Source organism: Roseivirga sp. YIW32 (assembly GCF_057219245.1).
In genome coordinates, this window is the sequence record NZ_JBXVVG010000002.1 from 1,254,671 (window position 1) to 1,276,843 (window position 22,173).

At 43.8% G+C, this 22,173-nt stretch carries 21 protein-coding genes; 6 read left to right on the forward strand and 15 right to left on the reverse strand.

Annotated elements, in window-relative coordinates; translation table 11 throughout:
- Nucleotides 1-68 precede the first annotated feature (68 nt).
- From AC2D6U_RS14415 to AC2D6U_RS14425, 3 genes are read right to left on the reverse strand one after another with little or no spacing between them, the layout of a single operon-like run.
- Nucleotides 69-479: an HYC_CC_PP family protein gene (locus AC2D6U_RS14415; RefSeq protein ID WP_484721692.1), complete on the reverse strand. Its 411-nt coding sequence runs from the start codon at nucleotides 477-479 to the stop codon at nucleotides 69-71.
- Nucleotides 480-507: 28 nt separating this feature from the next.
- Nucleotides 508-1,005 (reverse strand): YybH family protein, encoded by a 498-nt coding sequence (locus AC2D6U_RS14420; protein WP_484721693.1) that lies wholly within the window; start codon nucleotides 1,003-1,005, stop codon nucleotides 508-510.
- A 39-nt stretch (nucleotides 1,006-1,044) separates the two neighbouring features.
- Nucleotides 1,045-2,646: a S41 family peptidase gene (locus tag AC2D6U_RS14425; protein WP_484721694.1), complete on the reverse strand. Its 1,602-nt coding sequence runs from the start codon at nucleotides 2,644-2,646 to the stop codon at nucleotides 1,045-1,047.
- A gap of 189 nt (nucleotides 2,647-2,835) precedes the next feature.
- Here AC2D6U_RS14425 and AC2D6U_RS14430 point away from each other — a divergent pair, with 189 nt between their 5' ends.
- The 5 genes from AC2D6U_RS14430 (at nucleotide 2,836) to AC2D6U_RS14450 (ending at nucleotide 6,832) form a co-directional block, all read left to right on the forward strand.
- A complete protein-coding gene (locus AC2D6U_RS14430) occupies nucleotides 2,836-3,588 on the forward strand; it encodes a hemerythrin domain-containing protein (RefSeq protein WP_484721695.1) in 753 nt (250 codons plus the stop codon).
- The gene (gene ruvX, locus AC2D6U_RS14435) at nucleotides 3,588-4,004 is read left to right on the forward strand and encodes a Holliday junction resolvase RuvX (protein ID WP_484721696.1); all 417 of its coding nucleotides are present in this window, start codon (nucleotides 3,588-3,590) and stop codon (nucleotides 4,002-4,004) included. The genes AC2D6U_RS14430 and ruvX overlap by 1 nt, the downstream gene beginning before the upstream one ends.
- Complete coding sequence (gene def, locus AC2D6U_RS14440; protein ID WP_484721697.1) at nucleotides 4,001-4,555, forward strand: peptide deformylase; 555 nt, start codon at nucleotides 4,001-4,003, stop codon at nucleotides 4,553-4,555. Before ruvX ends, def begins: the two co-directional genes overlap by 4 nt.
- 36 nt (nucleotides 4,556-4,591) lie before the next feature.
- The gene (locus tag AC2D6U_RS14445) at nucleotides 4,592-4,981 is read left to right on the forward strand and encodes a Dabb family protein (protein WP_484721698.1); all 390 of its coding nucleotides are present in this window, start codon (nucleotides 4,592-4,594) and stop codon (nucleotides 4,979-4,981) included.
- A 168-nt stretch (nucleotides 4,982-5,149) separates the two neighbouring features.
- Nucleotides 5,150-6,832: an alanine/glycine:cation symporter family protein gene (locus AC2D6U_RS14450; RefSeq protein WP_484721699.1), complete on the forward strand. Its 1,683-nt coding sequence runs from the start codon at nucleotides 5,150-5,152 to the stop codon at nucleotides 6,830-6,832.
- Between the two features lie 71 nt (nucleotides 6,833-6,903).
- Here AC2D6U_RS14450 and AC2D6U_RS14455 read toward each other — a convergent pair whose 3' ends face one another.
- The 12 genes from AC2D6U_RS14455 to AC2D6U_RS14510 all read right to left on the reverse strand — a co-directional run bounded on the left by AC2D6U_RS14455 (nucleotide 6,904) and on the right by AC2D6U_RS14510 (nucleotide 20,874).
- Nucleotides 6,904-8,127 carry an NAD(P)-dependent malic enzyme gene (locus AC2D6U_RS14455; RefSeq protein WP_484721700.1) on the reverse strand — a complete coding sequence of 408 codons (1,224 nt, stop codon included), beginning with the start codon at nucleotides 8,125-8,127 and terminating at the stop codon, nucleotides 6,904-6,906.
- 5 nt (nucleotides 8,128-8,132) lie between these two features.
- Nucleotides 8,133-9,437, reverse strand: a complete 1,305-nt coding sequence (locus tag AC2D6U_RS14460; RefSeq protein ID WP_484721701.1) for an FMN-binding glutamate synthase family protein — start codon at nucleotides 9,435-9,437, stop codon at nucleotides 8,133-8,135.
- A 72-nt stretch (nucleotides 9,438-9,509) separates the two neighbouring features.
- Nucleotides 9,510-9,746 (reverse strand): Rieske (2Fe-2S) protein, encoded by a 237-nt coding sequence (locus tag AC2D6U_RS14465; RefSeq protein WP_484721702.1) that lies wholly within the window; start codon nucleotides 9,744-9,746, stop codon nucleotides 9,510-9,512.
- 96 nt (nucleotides 9,747-9,842) lie between these two features.
- Complete coding sequence (locus AC2D6U_RS14470) at nucleotides 9,843-10,514, reverse strand: ceramidase domain-containing protein (RefSeq protein WP_484721703.1); 672 nt, start codon at nucleotides 10,512-10,514, stop codon at nucleotides 9,843-9,845.
- A 90-nt stretch (nucleotides 10,515-10,604) separates the two neighbouring features.
- Nucleotides 10,605-12,509 (reverse strand): monovalent cation:proton antiporter-2 (CPA2) family protein, encoded by a 1,905-nt coding sequence (locus tag AC2D6U_RS14475; protein WP_484721704.1) that lies wholly within the window; start codon nucleotides 12,507-12,509, stop codon nucleotides 10,605-10,607.
- 11 nt (nucleotides 12,510-12,520) lie between these two features.
- Nucleotides 12,521-13,105, reverse strand: coding sequence for a glutathione-regulated potassium-efflux system oxidoreductase KefF (gene kefF, locus AC2D6U_RS14480; protein ID WP_484721705.1), 585 nt, complete (start codon nucleotides 13,103-13,105; stop codon nucleotides 12,521-12,523).
- A gap of 98 nt (nucleotides 13,106-13,203) precedes the next feature.
- Entirely contained in the window at nucleotides 13,204-14,472 is a 1,269-nt protein-coding gene (locus tag AC2D6U_RS14485) for a DASH family cryptochrome (RefSeq protein ID WP_484721706.1), read from the reverse strand.
- A complete protein-coding gene (locus tag AC2D6U_RS14490; RefSeq protein ID WP_484721707.1) occupies nucleotides 14,469-16,001 on the reverse strand; it encodes a cryptochrome/photolyase family protein in 1,533 nt (510 codons plus the stop codon). Before AC2D6U_RS14490 ends, AC2D6U_RS14485 begins: the two co-directional genes overlap by 4 nt.
- Before the next feature lie 38 nt (nucleotides 16,002-16,039).
- A complete protein-coding gene (locus AC2D6U_RS14495; protein ID WP_484721708.1) occupies nucleotides 16,040-16,177 on the reverse strand; it encodes a DUF2256 domain-containing protein in 138 nt (45 codons plus the stop codon).
- 35 nt (nucleotides 16,178-16,212) lie between these two features.
- Nucleotides 16,213-17,682: an FAD-binding domain-containing protein gene (locus AC2D6U_RS14500; protein ID WP_484721709.1), complete on the reverse strand. Its 1,470-nt coding sequence runs from the start codon at nucleotides 17,680-17,682 to the stop codon at nucleotides 16,213-16,215.
- Nucleotides 17,683-17,738: 56 nt separating this feature from the next.
- On the reverse strand, nucleotides 17,739-19,691 hold the full coding sequence (locus AC2D6U_RS14505) for an LruC domain-containing protein (RefSeq protein ID WP_484721710.1): 1,953 nt from the start codon (nucleotides 19,689-19,691) through the stop codon (nucleotides 17,739-17,741).
- A 118-nt stretch (nucleotides 19,692-19,809) separates the two neighbouring features.
- Nucleotides 19,810-20,874, reverse strand: a complete 1,065-nt coding sequence (locus AC2D6U_RS14510; protein WP_484721711.1) for a flavin monoamine oxidase family protein — start codon at nucleotides 20,872-20,874, stop codon at nucleotides 19,810-19,812.
- 135 nt (nucleotides 20,875-21,009) lie between these two features.
- On the opposite strand from AC2D6U_RS14510, the gene AC2D6U_RS14515 reads away from it, so the two are divergent.
- The gene (locus AC2D6U_RS14515) at nucleotides 21,010-22,152 is read left to right on the forward strand and encodes a methionine aminotransferase (RefSeq protein WP_484721712.1); all 1,143 of its coding nucleotides are present in this window, start codon (nucleotides 21,010-21,012) and stop codon (nucleotides 22,150-22,152) included.
- The last annotated feature ends 21 nt before the right edge of the window (nucleotides 22,153-22,173 follow it).

The window sequence follows — 22,173 nt, forward strand, 5'->3', positions numbered from 1 at the left end:
TCCATACATAGTTTGATCGCACGATCTGCGATGAACAAACAGGCATTGTTTCTCAAGGAACTAGTGCCTTAGGATTGTAGAGTAACCGGTAATTTGAGCTGACGATAAAAGAGGTACAAAGGGGGGCTTACCTTGTCCGGAGGGGCATTGTCATGAAGAATCAACGCTTGACCGTCTTCGTTTAGTTCGGATGTCACATCCGGAAGGATAATTTCAAATAGAACGAAAAAGCTTGCTTTCGGTGCATGAAGTGAATTGCTCATTTGCTGTTCATCTTCGATGATCTCCAACGTCCATTCGTCATCGCAGCAATTCTCCATGCTACCATGCATAAGTTCACTCATCCCACATTTCACTTCCACTTTTTTGAATAAAGCGGATTCGTTTACCCTCCCCATGCAGAAATGCTGACCAAGTAGAATTCCACTACTTGAGAGCAGGTAGATCAGGGTGAATGATATGGTTAAAAGCTTTTTCAACGCGGTAAATATACATAAAAACGAGAAATCAATAACTAAGTTGGTTTCCTGAGACAAAATCTAGGGCAGTGATGTTCCCATTCTCACTGCTATCGGCATCGGTTTGGATTTTCCAGGTGCCGTTTACTTTTCGCAGTGTCACATAGAATTTACCATAATGATTGGTCTCTTGACCAAATTTCCCGAAGCGTCTGATCTTATAAATGCCGACCTCATAGGCCCAATCTTCCTTTTGCAGTCGACTCAAGAAGCTAAACTCAATTTGTTGGTTGAGTCGATTGGCATTCCATCGGTTAAACACTTCCAGGTTTCTGTCCAAATATTCCCTTCCCACCCATACTTGTTGCTGGTCGAGCACTACTCGCATCACATCATCTGTATGAATTTGATTGAACAAGCTCGCATCAAGGTCTTGATAGGCTTGCATGAAATTGTACCACACATCTTTGTTGATCTGATTCAATTCGAGAGAATCGACTTGTCCAAAAAGGAGGGTACTCCAACTCAGGCAAATAAAAAATAACATGGTTCTCATGTGGAAACTAACGCGAAGCGTAGGGCTTTGTTATCTATTGATCAACAAAGATCCGTTGGCTTTATTCTGCAAAGCAGCGGGGTTTTGAAACAACTCAATGGCCTTCAGGTAAACTTCATTGGTTTGATTGTAGACTTTAAAAAAGGTGTCGTCATCAAAAAGATCTCTAGCCAATTGTGATTTGATCAAGAATTTTAACAATCCTTTTGATCGATTCAAGCCCTTGTCGTCTCGTTTAAGTCCTTTGACTTGGCCAATGGCCACGACCTGATCGATCATTTGTTGTGTTACGTAGAAATTTGCTATAAAATCCTCTGCGTCCAGGTCCTTTAATTCTTCATGCGTATCGCGATAGTCTAATGTAAATTCACGGATGGCATTACTTGAAAAGAGCCTGTTCACATAAAGGCTTGTGTTGGTGGTGTCTAATGGGACAAAATAATCGGGCATAATGCCACCGCCTCCGTAGACTTTTCTCCCACCACTGGTTTCGTAAGCCAGGCTCTCGTCGAATTCAACACTATCCTCAACGAACAGCTCACCCGAGGTATATCGAGCATAGTAATCACCATTGTAATCTTCCTCATCGCCATAAGGTTTTTGAATGCTTCGTCCGGAAGGGGTGTAATAGCGAGCGATGGTCATGCGCAGTTCAGAACCATCTTTCAGATCGAAAGGTAGCTGAACCAAACCCTTTCCGAAACTTCTTCTTCCTACGATCAAGGCGCGGTCGTTGTCTTGCAAAGCACCGGCTACAATTTCAGAAGCACTTGCACTGCCTTCGTTCACCAACACCATAACGGCGCCGTTTTGAAAGACACCATTTTCGTCTGCAAATGCTTTGCTATCGTATTTAGCGCTTTGCCCTTTCTGGCTAACGATCAATTGATCTTCTCCCAAGAACTCGTTGCAGATATTGATGGCAGCACTCATGTAGCCTCCGGAGTTATTTTGAAGGTCAAGAATCAACTTGGACATGCCTTTGCTCTTCAAGTCCAAAAGTGCCTTTTTGAATTCTGTGAATGTGCTTTCGGCGAATTTATTCACTTTGATGTAGCCAATTTCAGCGTCGACCATGTAGCTGGCATCCACAGAATACTGCGGTATAGACCCTCTTTTCAATTCGACGTCCATGACCTCTGAAGTGCCTTTGCGCATGACGCCCACCGTTACTTCTGTACCACTGGGTCCTCTGAGTTTATCAAATATTTGTCGGTTGTCGATACCAATGCCTGCGATGTTTTCTCCATCTACACTAATGATCTTGTCGCCGGCAATGATTCCAGCTTTTTCAGAGGGTCCAGCTGCGAGTGGAGTTACAACATACAGAGTGTCACGAAGAATGTTGAATTCGATGCCGATCCCATCGTAGGTTGCACGGAGCTGTGATTGTGCCAATTCAGCATCACGGGGAGGGATGTAAACGGTATGCGGATCTAATTTGTCAAGGATGTTTTCAATGGATTCTTCAATCAGTTCTTCGGTATTGACCGAATCGACATAGTCGTTTTCGATGTATTCCATGAGTTGCTGCAGCTTTTGATAAGAGCTAAGGAATTCCTTACTCACTTTAGGCTGAGCAAAGTTTTTCCCGATCATTAAACCGATGATCAACGCAGCGGAAATCAACAAAGGGAGTCTTATTTGAGTACTTGAATTTTTGTATTCACTCACTTAACCGATATTTTTTGAGTTTGACAGATTTATAGTGATTAAAATCATGGTATGGTACTAACGAAATGGTTTTGTTTGTGTTTTCAATTTGTACGAAACAACTGATTTAAACTCAAATTTATTAGATTCAACTTATAGAACAGTCAAATGAGTAAAATTCTCAAACGAACGATCAACGAGCTGGTCGCTGAAAACCATGTCAGAGCTTCGGTACTTTATTACTTTGGAGTCAAATTTTATGATTACGAGACGGAAACGCTTGAAGAAGTTTGTGATCGTCATGGATTGAAGGCAACAAATGTGATCAAGGCCCTGGAACTAGTCAAGGATGCCTCACAACAGACGTTGATTCAATTGAGAGAATTACCTGTCGATTTACTTATTGAATACCTAAAGCATGCGCACTACTTATTTGTGAAGAAGCGCTTGCCTTATCTAGGGCAGCTGATCGATGGGTTGGCTAAGGTCAACTTTCGGTATAAGGCGCTTTCTGATGACCTCAAAGCGATTTTTCCAATGTTTGTGGAGGATTTTATTCATCACATTCATGAGGAAGAGGATACGGTGTTCAGCTATGTTCAGCAACTCAAGCAATTTGAAGATAGTGGCGATAAGGCCTCGGCTGTTCTTTATGCAATGAAGAAATTTTCAATCAGTGATTTTGCGCTCGATCATGAAGTGCACGAACATGAGATGGAAGGGTTTAGGCAAATCACCAACGATTACCAATACTGTGATGAAGCCGATTTGCACATCAAGGTGCTATACAGTGAATTAGAGCGTTTTGAGCAAGATTTGCTGACACACGCTAAAATTGAGAACGATATCCTTTTTCCAAAAACCTTGCGTTTGGAAAATCAGGTGAAGGCCAAATTTGAAGAACTCGCGAAGCTTAATTAATGGGACGTATTTTGGCCATTGATTATGGAACCAAGCGTGTTGGGCTTGCTGTTACGGATCCATTGCGAATCATTGCTTCCCCTTTACAGACAGTGCATGCCAAGGATGTGATAGAATTCCTTAAAACCTACGATGCGCAAGAGGGAATTGACGAACTGGTTCTGGGTATGCCCAAAAAGCTAGATGGTTCAGCGACCAACGCCACTGCACACGTTGAGCAATTTCATAAAAACCTAAAGAAACAGTTTCCTGAAAAACCTGTTTATTTGCATGACGAACGTTTCACTTCTAAAATTGCCCTAGAGGCAATGATCGCAAGTGGTTCTAAAAAGAAAGACAGAAGGAACAAAGGGAATATTGACAAGGTGAGTGCTGCTGTGATCCTTCAATCCTACCTGGAAAGCAAGAATTTATGATCTATCCTATACTGGCATACGGAGAGAATATTTTAAGAATAGAGGCGGAAGATTTCCCAAAAGGGGATAAGGACCTTACAGAGTTGGTTGAGAACATGTACGAAACCATGTACAACGCCAATGGTGTGGGCTTAGCTGCACCACAAATTGGGCTTTCGCATCGCATTTTTGTCATTGATTCTACTCAAATGAGCGATGAAGAAGGGCAGGGGATCAAAAGAGCCTTCATCAACCCGGAGATCTTGGATGAGTACGGCAATGAGTGGTCTTTCGAAGAAGGATGTTTGAGCATACCCAATGTGCATGCAGAGATCTTAAGACCTGAAAAATTGACCATTCGTTATTTTGACGAGCTTTGGAATGAACACGAAGAAGAGTTTGATGACCTTACGGCACGGGTTATTCAGCACGAATATGACCATTTGGACGGGGTGCTCTTTACCGATTATGTCAAAGGCATTAAAAAGCAGATGCTTCGTTCCAAACTTGTTGGGATCTCAAAAGGTAAGGTCGATGTAAGTTATCGAATGAAATTTCCCATCAAGAAATAGTTGATTGTTTTCTACCTTGGACAAAAGTTCAAGCTGATGAAAACCACCTACTTTCTATTGTCCATTGTTCTATTTGTTTCCTGTCAATCAGAACAAAACAGCAACGAGGATGAACTCACAGAACATCCTTTTGTCCATACCGCTTATTTTTGGTTTACCCCCGGCTTGTCACTTGATGAAAAGGAGTCGTTTATTCGAGATTGCGAAAAGCTTCGAGAGGTTGAAACCGTACAGGCCTTCTATTCAGGTGGTCCCGCCAATACCAACCGAGCCGTCATAGAGAATACGTACGACTATGCTGTAGTTTTCCATTTTAAAGATCTAGAAGATCAAGAGTATTATCAGCAGCACCCGCTGCATCTGTCCATGATCGAAAAGCATCAAGATAAATGGGCCAAGGTCATGGTCACGGATATTGAGCATTAGGAAGGATTCTTATGGCAATTCAAGACTTTAGAGCTAGCTATGGCTATTTTCTTTAGAAAGTGACCGATTTGATGGTAAGGACAAAAGCACCGCTTTCCTTTTTTCAGCTTTGTTCAGAAGCTTTATTTGATATTTTTGCAGGGTCGAAAAAACTAAATTGACTATTTCATGCAGCAACTCAACGAGTTTTTAAAGCTTATCGATAGTTTCATTGGGAGTTCCCCTTGGTTTCCTTTTGCACTACTTGGTACAGGTCTATTTTTTACCATTTACCTCAAATTTCCTCAGATCAGGTATTTCCGTTTCGCCTTTAATGTGGTGCGAGGAAAGTTTGATAAGGAAGGAGATGAAGGAGACACTTCACATTTTCAAGCCTTAACCACAGCACTTTCGGGCACCGTCGGAACCGGTAATATCGCCGGTGTGGCCTTGGCTCTTCATTTAGGTGGTCCTGCTGCTTTATTCTGGATGGTTGTCACAGCTACCATTGGTATGTGTACCAAGTTTGTAGAGGTAACCCTCTCGCATAAGTACCGTGAGAAAACAGCGGATGGTAGTATGGCGGGTGGACCGATGTATTACATGAAGAACAAGCTGAACATGAAATGGTTAGCCGTGATCTTTGCCATTGCAACAGTCATCTCTTCATTTGGTACAGGCAATATGCCACAGATCAATAGTATTGCGGGTGCAGTGAAATCAACCTTTGCGATTGAACCGTGGATCACCGGAGCGGTCCTTTCGGTCATATTGGCTTTCGTTATCATCGGTGGGATCAAACGAATTGCAGCGGTTACCGAAAAACTAGTGCCTGGAATGGCTGTCGTTTACTTCATCGGCTGTTTTGCAGTGATCTTTGCCAACATCGGCAACGTTATCCCTTCTATCTTGTCCATTTTCGAAAGTCTATTCACGACTACGGCAGCAACAGGTGGCTTCTTGGGAGCGACAATTTCATACGCCTTCAATGTGGGGGTTGGTCGAGGACTTTTCTCAAACGAAGCGGGTCAGGGATCAGCGCCTATTGCGCACGCATCAGCAAAAGCACATGAGCCGGTTTCTGAAGGCATGGTTGCCATTTTAGAGCCTTTCATTGATACGGTCATCATTTGTTCTATTACTGGAATCACCTTGCTTTCATCAGGCGTCTGGCAAGAAAAGCATTACAACGATTTTGCTGTAACCGATATGTCCATATTGGCGGGAACTGATTATTCCGATAACATTAAAGAAGATCGGATTGCCTTAAAAGAGCATTTATCCGGTGAGAATCCCTTGCCTGTTTTTGATGGAATGCTGGAAGTGCAGAATGGCCAGATCATCTCCGATGTTACGGTCATCCATGCGCGTTCTGTGGCAGAAGATGTTGTAGTCAATGAATCTTTTGGAGGAGATCCATTAACGGGTAAAGTAGAAATTAAAAAAGGTGTACTTCAAGATGCCAATATCTCATTTTATGGAAAATCTTTGGTGCATAGCTCTCCATTAACGGCCATTGCCTTTACGAAGGGCTGGTTTGGTGATTGGGGTCAATACATCGTCTCTATTGGGTTACTCCTTTTTGCTTTCAGTACAGCGATTTCATGGTCCTATTATGGAGATCGAGCCATGACCTTCTTGTTAGGGCCTGGTTCGGTTAAGTATTATCGCGTGGTATACGTGGCTGGATTCTTCATCGCGGCTATCGCAGACACAACCATTATTTGGACAGTGGCAGCCATTGCCATCGCCTTGATGACCCTGCCAAACTTGTTAGGTATCTTCTTGCTCAGAAAGGACATGAAGAATACGGTGAACGAGTATTGGGATGGCTTCAAGAAAGAATACCCGGACGAGAAAACACCGGAATAAGGAAATGAAAAAGAGCTCTTTTCGAAGAGCTCTTTTTTTGTTTTGAAGTAAGTTAAATACTGTGATCTTTTTTAATGACTGATTCTCTTTTCCGCTTCAGCAATTTGACGGTTCATCTCTTCTTCACGGTAAACCGCTTGCTCAACAGCCTCTGCGACAATCTGGGCCAAGGTAGTGTCCAAGGCTGAAGGAATGACTTCGTCGGCAGTTGGATTCTCTAACGAATTGGCGATGGCATAGGCCGCTGCCAGCTTCATTTCAGTTGATATGGTTTTGGCTCGTGCTGCCAAGGCCCCTTTGAAGATGCCCGGGAAGGCCAATACGTTATTGATCTGGTTTGGGAAGTCGCTTCTTCCGGTGCCAACAATGTAGGCTCCAGCCGCTTTGGCTTCTTCCGGGTCAATTTCTGGTGTAGGATTGGCCATGGCGAAAATGATTGGATTTTTAGCCATTTTTTTCACATCCTCTTTGCCTATGAGATTGCCTTTAGAAACACCAATGAATACATCAGCATTGTCCATCACATGATGAATATCACCCTTGACATCTTCAAAGTTTGAATACTTCAGGAGTTCTGTTTTGGCCTTATTCAAGTCCGTTCTGAACCGATGGATGGCGCCATGGGAGTCGCAAACGATCAGGGTCTTTACCGATTGACAGAGCGGTGAATCGATATGGAAACAACGAAGGAGTTTGGCAATGGCAATTCCTGCAGCACCGGCTCCGTTGATCACCACTTTTAGGTCAGTGAGTTCTTTTCCGGTCACCTTACAAGCATTAATTAAAGCCGCCAGCGTAACAATGGCCGTGCCATGTTGGTCGTCATGAAAAACAGGAATACCAATGTCTTGCAGCTGTTCTTCTATTTCAAAGCTTTCAGGCGCTTTGATGTCTTCCAAGTTGATTCCACCGAATGAAGGTGCAATTCGTCTAATGGTTTCAATGATGTGTCGGGTGTTGGTGCTGTCGATGCAAATGGGAAAGGCATTGATGCCTGCAAATCGCTTGAATAGCATGGCCTTTCCCTCCATTACAGGAAGTGAGGCTAAAGGACCAATATTGCCTAAGCCCAATACCGCGGTGCCGTTTGTGACAACGGCAATGGTATTGCCTTTAATGGTGAGGTCATAGGCTCTTTCAGGGTCTTTTTCTATTTCTAGGCATGGCTGAGCTACTCCGGGAGAATAGACCAAGGATAGCTTTTCTTTGGTGTCTACGGGAATCTTGTTGACCATTTCAATCTTCCCCTTCATCTCTTCATGTAACTTGACCGATTTCTTGTAAACTTCTTCCATCTATGCTAAAGATTAATGCCTGCGTAATTAATGCCCGCCAATTTATGGATATCCCAATTGAAAGTGCTCAGGTCTGAAGGATTAAATTTTATAAAATCATTATAGCCGCAAGCACGTGCAATCACTTTCATCAATTCAGTGGTGGCATTGAAGAAGTTGTGGAGTTGTTTCGCTAAGGCCTGAATTTGTAGTCTACTCCTGAAGTCCTCTTTTTGAGTGGCGATCCCAACCGGACAGAAGTTGGTGTGGCAAGCCCTCATTCCTAAGCATCCGATGGCCTGCAGTGCAGAATTTGAAACGGCGATGGCGTCGGCACCTAGCATTAAGGCTTTGGCAAAATCCTCGGCAACACGAAGTCCACCAGTGATGATCAGCGAGACATGATCTTCCTTTTTAAGGTCTAAATGCTTTCTGGCCCTCGCCAAGGCAGGAATAGTCGGAACATTGATGTGGTCTCTTAAAATGGTTGGTGCAGCCCCTGTTCCACCACCCCTTCCATCTAGGATGATATAATCCACACCAACAGCCAAAGCAAAGTCAATGTCTTCTTCTATTCTTGATGCGGCAATTTTAAAGCCGATGGGGATTCCACCGCTTACTTTACGAACGCGATCGGCGAATTCCTTAAAATCCTCTACCGTACGCAGATCAGTGAAAGTCGCTGGAGAGATCGCCGATTCGCCTTCTTTTAATCCTCTTACCTCTACGATTTTTTGATCAACTTTTTCACCGGGGAGATGTCCTCCTGTGCCTGTTTTTGCTCCTTGCCCTCCTTTAAAGTGGAAAGCTTGAACCTTTTTGATTTTTTCCCATTCAAAGCCAAACTGTGCGGAAGCCAATTCATAGAAATAACGACTATTTGCTTCTTGCTCCTCAGGCAACATGCCGCCTTCTCCCGAACATATTCCTGTTCCCGCCATTTCGGCACCTTTTGATAAAGCGACTTTTGCTTCAAATGAAAGGGCCCCGAAGGACATGTCCGATACGAATATGGGGATGTCAAGTGTTAAGGGTTTTTTGGCCTTAGCACCAATAATGGTGGTTGATTCAACCGGCTCCTCATCCAGCAACGGTTTATAGGCAAGTTGAGCAGGTAAAAACTGGATGTCCTCCCATTTTGGTAGAGTGTTTCGATCAACTCCCATAGCAGCAGTTTTGCCATGATGCCCCCAATTTTTCAGTCCATTTCGGGCAAGTTCATTGATGTATTGGGTATAGGGTTCTGTTGAGGCTGGATTTGTATCGGCATAAGCGCCCAAATAGCTGGTGCGATCGAAAGGAGAGGGGTTGTCAACTTCAAAGTCGAGCACTTCCTGTTTATCGATGATGACTTTGTCGTCAGAGATGGTAGCGGTGAATTTCTGTAAGAATTCGCTATTGTCTTATTCACTCACGCCAGTGTCAACGCGGTAATCCCACTGGTGTAGACCGCAGATCAAATTACCTCCATCGACATAACCATCAGCCAATAAAGCACCTCTGTGCAGGCACCGACCATATAAAACAGAGACCTCTTCTCCATACTTGATGACCACGAGGTCTGTGTTGGATACTAGGGCGTGAGTTGGTTTATTTTGTTCGAGGGATGAGAAGGAAGTTAGGTTGATCGGATTCTCCATGCATTTAATCGGTTAATCAGTAAGCTATGGATAAGATCAAAGAAATGAAAATGCGTGCTTTTTTCTTCTTGTTAGAATCCAGGCCCCATTAGAGGTCTATGCTAGCTTTTTTTCAAGCTCTTGTGTTCTCATAAAATAGAGGTAATCGGCGAGTAAGAATGCGCCAATCCCTGAAAAGGTATGCCACAAAAAATGTGTGCCCCAAGGGATGTAATCCGTAAATGACTGATCGACCTGCCTGAACCAAATGGCGGCAATAAAGCATAAGGAACCAATGATGATATTACCTGCTTTTCTATAGTGTAATTTACGCATAATCAAGAACAGCGGAGCGAGAAAGGCAATGCCACTGATCGTATAGGAAGCATTAATTCCTCCCTGTCCTGGCCATAGGTCGATCAGACCAAAACGCAATAAAAAAACCGGTGCCACCGGGATAAAGGCCATCCACCATTTAGGCAATGCTTTCGCCCAGAAATAAACGGTGATCATCAATGTCAGGATCAGGGCAGGCACAAAATCCATGAGTAAAAAAATCCTAGATGAGCGAAGGCCATGAAATAGGGTGCTTCCTAAACCGTTTAGGATCAAAAAAGGAATTGCAGAAAGTAAAAAGGCATACTCTTTGGGTTGTTTTCGGATCTTCCATAAAAAGTAAAAGGCTGGAGCTGCAATCAGGAGGGAGGAAAAAGCATTCCACGGTTCAACAATTAAATTGTCCGTGTATTGTGTTTCTGCATACCACGGACCACCATCGGATATTTGCATTGGGCCTATTGAAACCATCGAGAAACAAACCTGCTATTCCTATTTTAGTTCTGAGGTTATTTAGGTTTTATTGGCCTATTACTTGAACGGCTAAGGTTTTGTACGAACAGCAGTTGACTTGGCATCCTTTCTCATTTGTTGGTTATCCCAAGGGCTAACTTCGCCCTCGACATGAGTAGGCAAATGCCTGTCTTCGTTGAGCAGCGATTCTTGCATGGCGATTTCTTCTCTGGCCTTTGAAATGTAATCCTCACTATTCAGAATTTTTAGCGCCAGGCGCCTCAAGCTCTGTTCGTCGTATTTAATGAAATTCTGTGCTTGCCGTTGAATGGTATATTTTCGTTTGCCCAGCATAGCCAATGCATCTCCAGCCATTTTCACGGAGGTATCAAGTGTTTCGCGATAGATGTGCTGTACCTCTTTATCAAGAAGTTCATAGGCATCTACTCTACTCTTGGCCCGCATAAGAATTTTCAGGTGGGGAAAGTGTTTCTTCAGGGTATCCACCAACTGCAGATTGAGTTTTGGATTATCGATGGCGGATATAAGTATCTCTGCTTCAGCTGCGCCTGCTGACTCAAGTAAATCGACGCGGGTGGCATCTCCATAGTAGACCTCAAAGCCCATTTTTCGCAAAAGTTCCACTCGGTCAGAGTCGTGGTCGAGAATGGTTGCATTGACACCATTCGCTCTGAGGAACCTTCCTGCGGTGCTTCCAAAATGCCCAAAACCGACAATGATCACCTTGTTGCGCTCATCAATAGGGTCGGCTTTTCTTTCCTCTTTCTCTTTGGTGCCAATTCTAGGGAGCACCAGTCGTTCATTGATAATATTCAGCACCGGAGAGATGGTCATGCTGATGGCAGTGATGACCAAGAGAATATCGAGTAATTCCTGATTTAAGAGTTGGAGTTGATAGGCGAAGGACAACAGGACGAAAGAGAATTCTCCGATCTTGCTTAGGCCTACTGAAAAAAGAAGTTTTTGATCGAGTCCTACTTTGAAAATAGTGCCCACGCCCATCAGTACAAGAATTTTCAGCAGCATCGCGCCGACAACCAAACCGATAATGAGTACAGGTGCCTCCGCGATGACAACGAAATTAATGGATGCGCCAACGGCCATAAAAAAAAGACCCAATAGAAGTCCTTTGAAGGGTTCTAGATTGCTTTCAAGCTCATGTTTAAACTCGCTATTGGCCAGAACTACTCCTCCTAAAAAGGCACCCAAGGCTGGGCTAAGACCAACCAAATTCATGAGATAGGTAATGGCGAGTACGATCAAAAGAGCACAAGCCGTAAAAAGTTCTCTTAAACGTGTTTTGGCTACTTGTCTCAAGACCGGGACGAACAAATAGCGCCCTGCAAAAACCACCAAAGCAACACTGAGCAAGACAGCAAGGGTTTGAAAACCTAAGGGTAAGTTCTCTAGAAAGGAGCTGTGGTCACCACTTTCATGCGACGAGGCTCCATTACCAGAGCTAAGGAGGGGAAGCAGAGCCAGCATTGGAATGACGGCAATATCCTGAAATAACAGTACAGCGAATGAATTTTGGCCATAGGTCGTGTTCATAAGTCCCTTTTCCTTGAGGGTTTGGAGGACGATGGCTGTTGAAGAAAGAGCAAAGGCCATCCCTATGGTCAGGCCTACTTCCCATGTCAAATCAAAAACCAACAGACACAGGGCAAAAATTAGAAGTAGTGTCCCCGTAACCTGGAGGCCACCTAGTCCCATGATCGACCTTCTCATTTTCCAAAAGGCAGAGGGCTCAATTTCTAGTCCGATCAAAAACAGCATTATCACCACGCCGAATTCGGCGAAATGAAGTATGTCTTCGCCTTCTTCACCAATGAATCCAAGCAAAAAGGGGCCTATAATGATGCCGGCTAACAGAAAACCCAATACGGAACTAAGGCCAAGCTTTTTGGCCAGGGGAACGCAAATAATCGCTGCGGTGAGGTAAATAACGGCTTCTAATAAGATGGATTCACTCATGATTGATCTTGTTAGGTAGTTTCCGTCATGTCATTTAGGAATTGTAGATCGCTGACATTAATCTGCGATAAGTCCTTATTCGAAAGCCAATGCAACACTTTACTATATTCTTTTTCACAAAAGCCAACTTCCCGCGTCTTGAGTTGATTAGCACTGGTTATGGCAAATGGAGGTAAATAGTGCATACCGCAAAGACTTGCTGTTTGCTCAAAGGGACGCAAAAACTCATTGATGGTGTACTTATTTTTCCCTTCTGGTCCATAGATCTCGCGTGAACCTCCTGCTGTGATGGCGTTGAGGCAGACCTTGCCATTTAAGGCAAAGCCATAGGGACCATAAGCCCAATTGTATTGAAGGACCATGTCGATCCATTGTTTGAGTAAGGGCGGGCAGCTGTACCAGTATAAGGGATGTTGCCATATGACGATGTCGTGCCCGAATAACGTCTCCTGCTCATGGACTACGTCTATGTTAAAATCCGGATATAACTCATACAGGTCATGAACGGTAACATTAGAAAAGTTCTTAGCCGTTTGAATAAGGCGTTTATTCAACCGTGACGATTCAAAATTAGGATGAGCAAATAGGATGAGCAAATAGGATGAGGATGTTGTTCACATGCAATGGTCTATCGCATAAAAATAGAAAAACACCTCATTGAAAGAGACTTTATGTACTAAATCTTCTCTTGCTTTTAGGCCCAAAGTTTCTGATACTCCCCTTTGGGGTCGTACATCCCTTTTTGCCTTTCGATGTTAAATTCTCTTCCTCCTCTTGGGTCGTTGCCCACACCGGCAATGTAGATCCAGTTTCCATAGTTTGAGCAAGGATCATAGTCGATCAGCATTTTTTCAAAATACGCTGCACCAAGTCTCCAATCGATTTTCATCGTATGCATCAAGTAAGAGGCAACGTTCTGTCTTCCTCGATTGCTCATAAAGCCGGTTTGATTCAGCTCTCTCATGTTGGCATCAACAAAGGGTTCTTTGGTTTTGGCATCTCTCCATAAATGAAACAATTTATCCGACCGCCAGGTGATTTTTTCCTCTCCGCTAATTCCTGAGCGTTGGTAGATCCTCGCTCCGTACTTCAGCGCTACAAAGTGAAAATAGTCTCTCCAGATCAATTCAAAAATGAGCCAGTAGGTTGAGCTATTCTTTTTAATGTACCGTTCGAATTTCTTCACCTGCCAATAGACTTGTCGTGGAGAAATGCAGCCCAGTGCCAACCAAGGCGAGAATTTACTGGAGTAATCACCGCCGATAAGTCCATTTCTAGTTTGCTTATAGTTAGCCAGAAGTTCGGATCTCCAGAGATAGTAGTCCAGACGATCAGATCCGGCTTGTGCACCTCCTTTAAATTGGATCACCGTTCGTTCGTCGAGTGTCGGGTGTTCAAAACCTAGCTCATCTAGGGAAGGTATTTCCGTTCCGAAATCTGCAGGACTATTTAGATGAACCGGCGCCTCGAATGCCTCTCGTACGGCAGATTTCTTTTCAACTAATTTCCGAAATGTGGTAAAAGTATCGGGTAGCTCCGCTAAGCTGATGGGTAGATCTTGTAGATGATATAGCGTTTCGCCCCAGATGAAATGGACGTTGAGCTGCTTGGCGAGTTCTTCTTCCAAAGAGGTCTCCTCATAAGCACTTGCGGCTTGAGCATATAGTGTATCGCAAGAGAAGTCTTTGCTTACTCGTAGAATTTCCTCTTTGGGATCTCCAATGCAAAAATGAAGGTCTGATCCTATTTGAATAAGGGATTTTTTCAGTTCGGTTAGCGATTCGAGCAGGAACTGAAGTCGAAAGGCTCCCATACGCTCAATACCCAATTGTTTTCCATGAAGTAATGTTTCGTCAAGGACATACATGGGAACAACTTCTTCGGTTGCCGCTGCTGCTTTCAACAGTGCTTCATTGTCCTCTAGGCGTATGTCGTTTCGAAACCAATAGATCGATCTGCTCATAATGTTGCTATTCTTTCAAGATAATGAGCTGCCTGTTCAATCAATTGGTTTTTGGACTCAGGAGAATTTTTATCCCAAACACGATAGATCATGCTCATGCGCTGATTTTTTTCCAGTTTTTCCCTATGCTCCTCAATGAAATTCCAGTAAAGGCTATTGAATGGACAAGCCTTATCGCCAATTTTCTTCTTATGATCGTAGGTACATTGGGTGCAATAATGACTCATCTTGTGCATGTAATTGGCGGAAGACACATAAGGTTTTGTCGCCACAATCCCGCCATCTGCAAATTGGCTCATGCCCCGCGTATTGGTGATCTCTACCCATTCGATCGCATCGATATAAATGCCCAGGTACCATCGGTCAACTTCATCTGGATCAATTCCTGCCAGAAGGGCAAAGTTACCGGTGACCATCAGGCGCTGGATGTGATGGGCATAGGCATGATCCAGTGACTGTCCGATGGAGTGAGAAAGGCACTTCATATCGGTTTCCCCAGTCCAAAACCAGTTGGGTAGTTTTCGATTATGATCAAAAAAGTTTTTATCCGCATAGTCCGGCATGTGCATCCAGTAAACGCCCCTCATGTACTCTCTCCAACCTAGGATTTGTCTGATAAATCCTTCAATGGCCGATAAGGGAGCGTGTTCAGGTCTGGTGTCATATACTTCTTCTATTTTGCGAATGACCTCTAGCGGGCTGATCAATTTGGCATTCAAGGCGAAGGAAATCCTGGAGTGAAATAAAGACCAGCCTTGAGTAGTCATGGCATCCTGGTAGGCTCCGAATTGTGGCAGGCACTCTTCGATGAAAAAGTCCAGTTGGGCGAGCGCATTTTGACGACTGGTGGGCCAAACGAAATTTTTTTGGTCAATATGTCCAATCGTTTCAATTCCCTTTTTTCGGATGAGTTCAACCAAGTGCGTAACATCCGTATGAAAAGAATTGACTGGAGGAAGTGATGTGCCTTTCGGCATTTTCTTCCGGTTCTCATGATCATAGTTCCATTGGTCACCAACAGGTTTTGTTCCATCCATCAGCACGTCATGTTTCTTTCGCATATGGCGATAGAAGTTCTCCATGATCAATTGCTTTTTGCCTTTAAAAAAATCTCTGAGCTCATGTCGCTCGGTAAGAAAATGCTCGGTATCAACCTCTTGGTAAGAGATGGCTAACGACTCGCAATACTCCTTTAATTGTCGATCTAGTCTGTATTCGTCCGGTAATTGATATTCGAACCGTTCAATCCCATGGGTTTCTATGATCCAGCTAAGGTTTTCGGTCAGAGATTGTTTGTTTCGTTCATCGTCTAAGGGGAGGTAAAGCACCTGATGCCCATTTGTTTTGAGGTGCTCAGCGAAGGTGCGCATGGCGGCAAAAAAAGCCACTACTTTTTGGATATGGTGAGTCACATAGCTTAACTCTTGTTCCATTTCCATGATCACATAGAGCACCTCTTCTGAGCTTTGATCATACCAGCTGTGGGTATGATTCAGTTGGTCACCTAGTATGAGTCTTAATTTTTTCATGAGGGTATTTGTGATTGGTAGCTCGCGAGAGGATCAGTTCAAGCTGATTTTTTATTTCTTCTACATCTCTCGCTACAGTAGACGACTTCTTCCCAACAGCTTTTCCATTTTTTCCGCCATTCAAAAGGACGATGACAGACTGGGCAAGTTTTGGTCGGTAGTTGACCTTTTTTCATGATAAATTAACCATAACATGAGCCCAATGTTTGCCTCATTGCATTCTCCTACCTGGAAGGGTATGCCTGGAGAGAATTCTATAGTTTTCTTTTCTCACTTCAGGATGCTTCTTATGTGTCCAAAGCGATTTTCTAGCCTTTTCTGATGCTTTTTTTACATCGACAATGGGTTGTAGTTCTTCAGGATTTAGGCCTAATAGGCGAAGGTCAATAGGGGGCATGAGCCAAGGTTCATGAATGTACTCCTTTGGGACTTCACGAAGTTCAGGCACCCATTTTTTAATGAAGGTTCCATCAGGATCATGTTCTTGACTTTGCTTGATCGGATTATAGATACGGATGGTGTTGATGCCGGTCATGCCTGCTTGCATTTGAAACTGCGGGTAGTGAATGCCTGGTTCAAAATCAAGGAATTGTGACGCAAGGTAAACGGCTCCTTCCTTCCAATGTTGCCATAAATGATGGGTCAAAAAACTGACAAGCATGGCACGCATACGAAAGTTAATGTAACCCGTTTCATGAAGGCAGCGCATACAGGCATCGACCAAGGGGATTCCGGTCTTTCCGTTTTTCCAGGCATCCAGTAAGTCTTGCTGAGGTGTTTTTTGCAATAGGTCGTAACCCCGGTTGATGTTTTCGAACTCATAGCGTTCTTCCATTTCAAACTTCTGGACAAAATGATCGTGCCATTGTAATCTAGAACCGAAACTTGATGACTGTTTTTTGAAGCCAAATCTTTCTTTGGCGTTTAGACGTACCTGGTACACTTCTCGAATACTCAAATTGCCCCAGGCCAGGTAAGGTGAGAGTCTGCTGCAGCCTTTTCGACTCGCTTCAGGTTTAGATATAGAGGCAGCATAATGTGCAATACGTTCTGACAGAAAGCTCTTGAGGTATCTTCTACCCGTAGTAGTGCCTCCCTTCTGAAAGTTAGGGTTTGGGATTTGGAACTGTTTTGGGACGGGTTTTCCAAATTGCTGGTGTATGTCATGATCCAATTCAATGGTGCTTAACGCCTTCAAATCTGGATGTTCCATTGAGGCATTCATGAGCCCATGCCAGTGCTTTAGCCAGTGTTGTCTGTTCTTTGCTCCTCTGAGCACCCCATTGTACATGAATTCTTTCCAGACAATGTCCTTTGAAAGACAAAACTGATGCAGCCATTTGTCAAGGTCGTAGGTCACTTGTATTCCCGTTTCTTCATGCGAGTAGATCGTCAGGATATGGTAGTGTTCTGATAGTGTGGCCAGGAGTTGACGAAAAGGAGCAAAAAAGATAGTCAGTTGATGACCCAATGGCTTAAGCTGCTGATTCATATCCGCTAAGGACTCCCACACAAATCGCCAATGCCTGACGTCATAGTGCGGGTCATTGATGAGCAGCGGATCAAAGCAGTAGAGGAGCAAAAGCCTATCGCCTGATGCAATGGCGGTTTTCAGGGGTTGATGATCTGACAAACGCAGATCTCGCTTAAACCAGACGATAGATAGCTTTGGCTTTTGCACGTAGATTAATCACGTGCAGAAGTGAATTGTTTATCTTTTCTAGCCGGTAATCCCTCTTATTGCTCGTTAAAGAAAAGAAGTGAGGTGTTCCTGTACCCGTTGTTGTCTCCATACCAATCTTTGTAGACTGTACCTGAGCTGATCGACCAATCCACGAATTTGGTATATCCTTGATCGATCCGTGCTCTTTCCACCGGATACCTGAAATTATGTATGATATGAATAGCCCAGGGTAGGTTATTCTTGGTCTGATACGTTTTGCCCGCATTAAAATCAGTGTCATCTTCGAGTGTACCGAATAATGCGTTGTTCGCGAGTTGAGTGGGTTGTTTTCCGGCAAGATGAATTTCCTTACCTCGCTCGGTGCTCTTGAAAATAAAAGGGTTGAACGGCGCTTCTCCTAGCAGCGTGGGGTCAATGGGTTGAGTGAATTCAATAATGATTTCAAAAGGGACGTTGGGAATCACAGATTCAGTAGGTTCTGTATTGACAAATCGCTCCCCAGCAGCCGGTTGCACATGATTGTATGAGTCGTTAAAGACGATTATTGTTGCTTTATTCTGTCCACTTTCAAGTCCTTTTTCATTGATTGTGGTATTATTTCCCAGCGTACTAAAGCCGCTGACTGAAGCAATGAGGGCAGGATCAACATCAAGTTCAATACCAAAACCACTGCGTTCCCCAGCGCCAACGGCTTTCAGCACAAAATTCATTTTCAATCGCACGCTTTGATTTGCACTATTCAAAACGTTCGTAAATCGATAGCTTACCACCATGTCGTTGAAATCGTAGTCTCCAAGCTTTGGCCAAAGATCTTCAAATGCAAAAGAGCCCATTCCCAGAGCAGAAGGTGTATACACATCGGCAGCTGCCTCAGGATCGTTCGGATAGTCGTCTAATTCGTCAATGACCCCGTCATTGTCGGAATCGACTTGGCCTAAATCTTCTGCTGCACATTTCCAGGCAGTCAGGTCATTGATCTTTTTATCAAAGGTTTTGACAATGCTGTAAGCGCCATCTTCTTTACTGATCTGGATGAGATTGGAGTTGGCATCATTCGTTCCCACAAAAATTCGATCTTGGCGATCAATGGCCATGGAGGTCAATTGAAAAGGGAAGTTTTCCGCACTTATTCTGACGATCTCAGCAGTGCCGTTTTCGTCATTGATTTCCGTGAACTTATAAAGTCCCGAAAAGCAGGCAAGGTAAAGTTCTCCGTTCGAGTCAAAAGCCAGGTCACCGCCACCACTGTTATTGATAAAACCATTAATATCGTATGACGCGACAACCTCATTGGTTTCGGCAAGCACTTTATACATCTTGGTGTTGTTCGACATGTAAAAATGACCTTGATAAAACTCCAGTCTTGGGTAGCTTCCGTTGAACGGATTTGATGTATGCTTGATGTTGAATTCTTGCGTTGCGATATCATAGGCATAGAGCGTTTTTCCCACATTGATGTAAACCATGTTGTTTGCTTGGTCTAATGCATTGGCTATCGATCCTCCGGGTAAAGTGGGTAAGGCCACTTCGTTGAAATCATTGGTGCTCACATCTATGGAAAAGAACTGAGCATTGTTATTGACGGCATACAAATGGTCATAACAATTGGCTGAAGCAGCCTCTGAGGCATAGGAAAAAATGTCTAGGCGAGCAGTGGTGCCCAAGATGTCAATTGGAAAAACTTGCGAAGCATTCGCTTCAATTTTAATGACTTTGATCTTTGTGGTGCTTGTGGGAACGGTAAACTGGACATCAAGTCCATTTGGCTGCTTGACATAATTACCGATCGACTGCTCAAGCCCCTCAAGTTCATAGGTTAAGGCGTATTTTGCTGAAGAACTCCCTTTATCGTTGATTAGCAGTTGGACCGTTTTACTCGTTTCAAAGGTGAAATCTTCAGGAAAAACAATCTCCTGTATAGCATTCGCATCTTCTTGAATGATCTCTGGTTCTTGAATACATCCAACCAAAAAAAGTACGGCTAGACCAAGGATAAATTTCTTCATATAGCAAAAGTCCTGGAAATTCCTTGAAGAATAGCAGAGGTTCGATAACTCGACAGATTTCATCGATTAATCGCATATTTCATCGATAAATGATTTTGTAAAAAGTGTCTCTATTGAGTCAAATGCTTATTCGATCGGATCTTTTGAGAAGTTCGGCGACTCTTTTTGCTGCCTCGACCGCTCCATCCATGTAGCCGGGAAAGGAAGGTGCTGTTTCACTACCCGCTTGAAGCAGTTTTCCTTCAAAAAGTGGCTCTGCTAAAAGGGGGTTGCCATTATTTTGATGAGGCATAACTGGAGTTGGGTATGCCTTAAACGTAAAAGGCTCAGTTGACCAGTCCATCTCTGCATAATCACATGTAGCGATCTTTTCTTTTTCGAAAAATCGGGATAGCTGATTTCTAACGGCTTGCTCCCGAATCGTAGCAGGCTGTTGCGCCCATTGCTCATGGACAAAACCTTTTAGGGCGTAGCCTTTTTCGTTGGAGTGATCATACATTTCTGTAACAGGTCCTTTCTGGGAGTAAATAGTGCCTACTTTCATGTGCTGCCAGAACGGGTCTTTTGAGAATAAACCTACTTTGATGGATTCACCCATCCAAGTATGTGTAGTTCCAAACAGCTTTACTGATGCTGAGGGTAATTCGGGAATACACTTGATGGTCTCGGCAAAAAGATGGGGTGGAAGGGTATTGACGACAGTTTGAGTTGTGAATGACCCTTTGTTGGTTTCAATGTTGACTTGTGTGTCTTGAAAGCGTAAACTGAGTACCTGATGATCGAATGCAATTTGGTCTTTTGAAAGCATGCTCTGCAACGCTTGGATCAATTGGGCCGTACCTCCCTTGATGCGGTAACTTGTTTCTGTTTGATTCGGCAATTCGTATAATTGGGCATGTCCATCTGGCTGCTCATAGACGGCATATTGACCATAGTCTTGCTCGACTATCCCAATACCCAGTTCTTGGATAAGGTTGATGAGATGCTGGTGTTTGTCAGCAAACCAAGTGGCTCCAAGTTCTAGCGTGGTTCCACTTTTGTTTAGTGTATGAATTCTACCACCAGACCGGTCTCTCGCTTCTAATATGAGGGCTTCAGTTCCACTCTTCTTTAATTCATAAGCCAATGTGAGCCCTGCTAGTCCTGCACCCAGTATGATGATTTTGTTGTCGCTCTTTTCCACCTTGGTTTAACCCCTTATGGCATAAATTGATTCAACTATCTACACTTTTTCCAGCGTTCTGATCGCATAGATACATGCGAGAGTTTATGTTCAATGTAGTTTGATGAGTAGCAAATTCCTGATTAATTTCAGGCAATGCAGCTTGAATCGAAACTCCCTGAGGTAGGCGTGACCATCTTCACCAAGATGTCACAAATGGCAACACAGTATAATGCGATCAATCTTTCACAGGGTTTCCCTGACTTCCCAGTGGATCCTCAGTTGATCGAGTTGGTCAATCATTACATGCAAAAGGGACACAATCAGTATGCGCCCATGCCGGGCCATCACGCCTTAAGAATGGCGATCGCCACCAAAACCGCGAATTGCTCAGGATGGAAACCTTCTGTTGAGGAGAACATCACCGTCACTTGTGGCGCAATCGAGGCGATCCATTCTACCATTGCCGCATTAATTGGACATGGCGATGAGGTGATCATTTTGGAGCCAGCCTACGATGCTTACGAACCCATCATCAACCTGCATGGTGGCGTGGCTGTTGGCGTTCCTTTACGGTCATCTGATTATTCCATTGATTGGGAATTGGTTTGGGATGCGATCAATGAACAAACCAAGCTATTGATCATTAACTCACCGCACAATCCTAGTGGGGCTATCTTGACTCAGGAGGGCCTTGAATCCTTGGAAGGTATCATTGAAGAGACAGGGTTGTGGCTACTTTCAGACGAAGTATATGAACACATTGTCTTTGATAAGGCCGAGCATTTGTCGGTTTTGAGATCTGAAATCTTGCGAAAACATGCCGTAGTCGTTAGTTCTTTCGGGAAAACGTTTCATGCCACAGGCTGGCGACTTGGTTACTTTGTAGCACCTGATCTTTTAACCAGAGAAATCAGAAAGGTGCATCAGTACAACACCTTCACCATTCATACACCTTCACAGTTGGCCTTGGCCGAGTACCTAAAAGAGTCTGAACGCTACCTCGGGGTATATCGACTGTATGAAGAAAAGCGTGACTTCTTTTTATCGGCTATGAAAGGATCGAAATTCAAGCCTATTCCCTCATCGGGTACTTATTTTCAGTTAATGAATTACGCTGATCTTAGTGATGAACATGACGTAGACTTCGCAGAACGGCTCACCAAAGAAGTGGGTGTGGCTTCGATACCGACCTCTGTCTTTTATCAAGATAAGCAAGACAATAAGGTGCTTCGCTTCTGTTTTGCAAAAAATGAAGAGACCTTAACAGCGGCCGCCGAAAAATTATCCATGCTCTGATATTGCTGTGCAAAGACATAT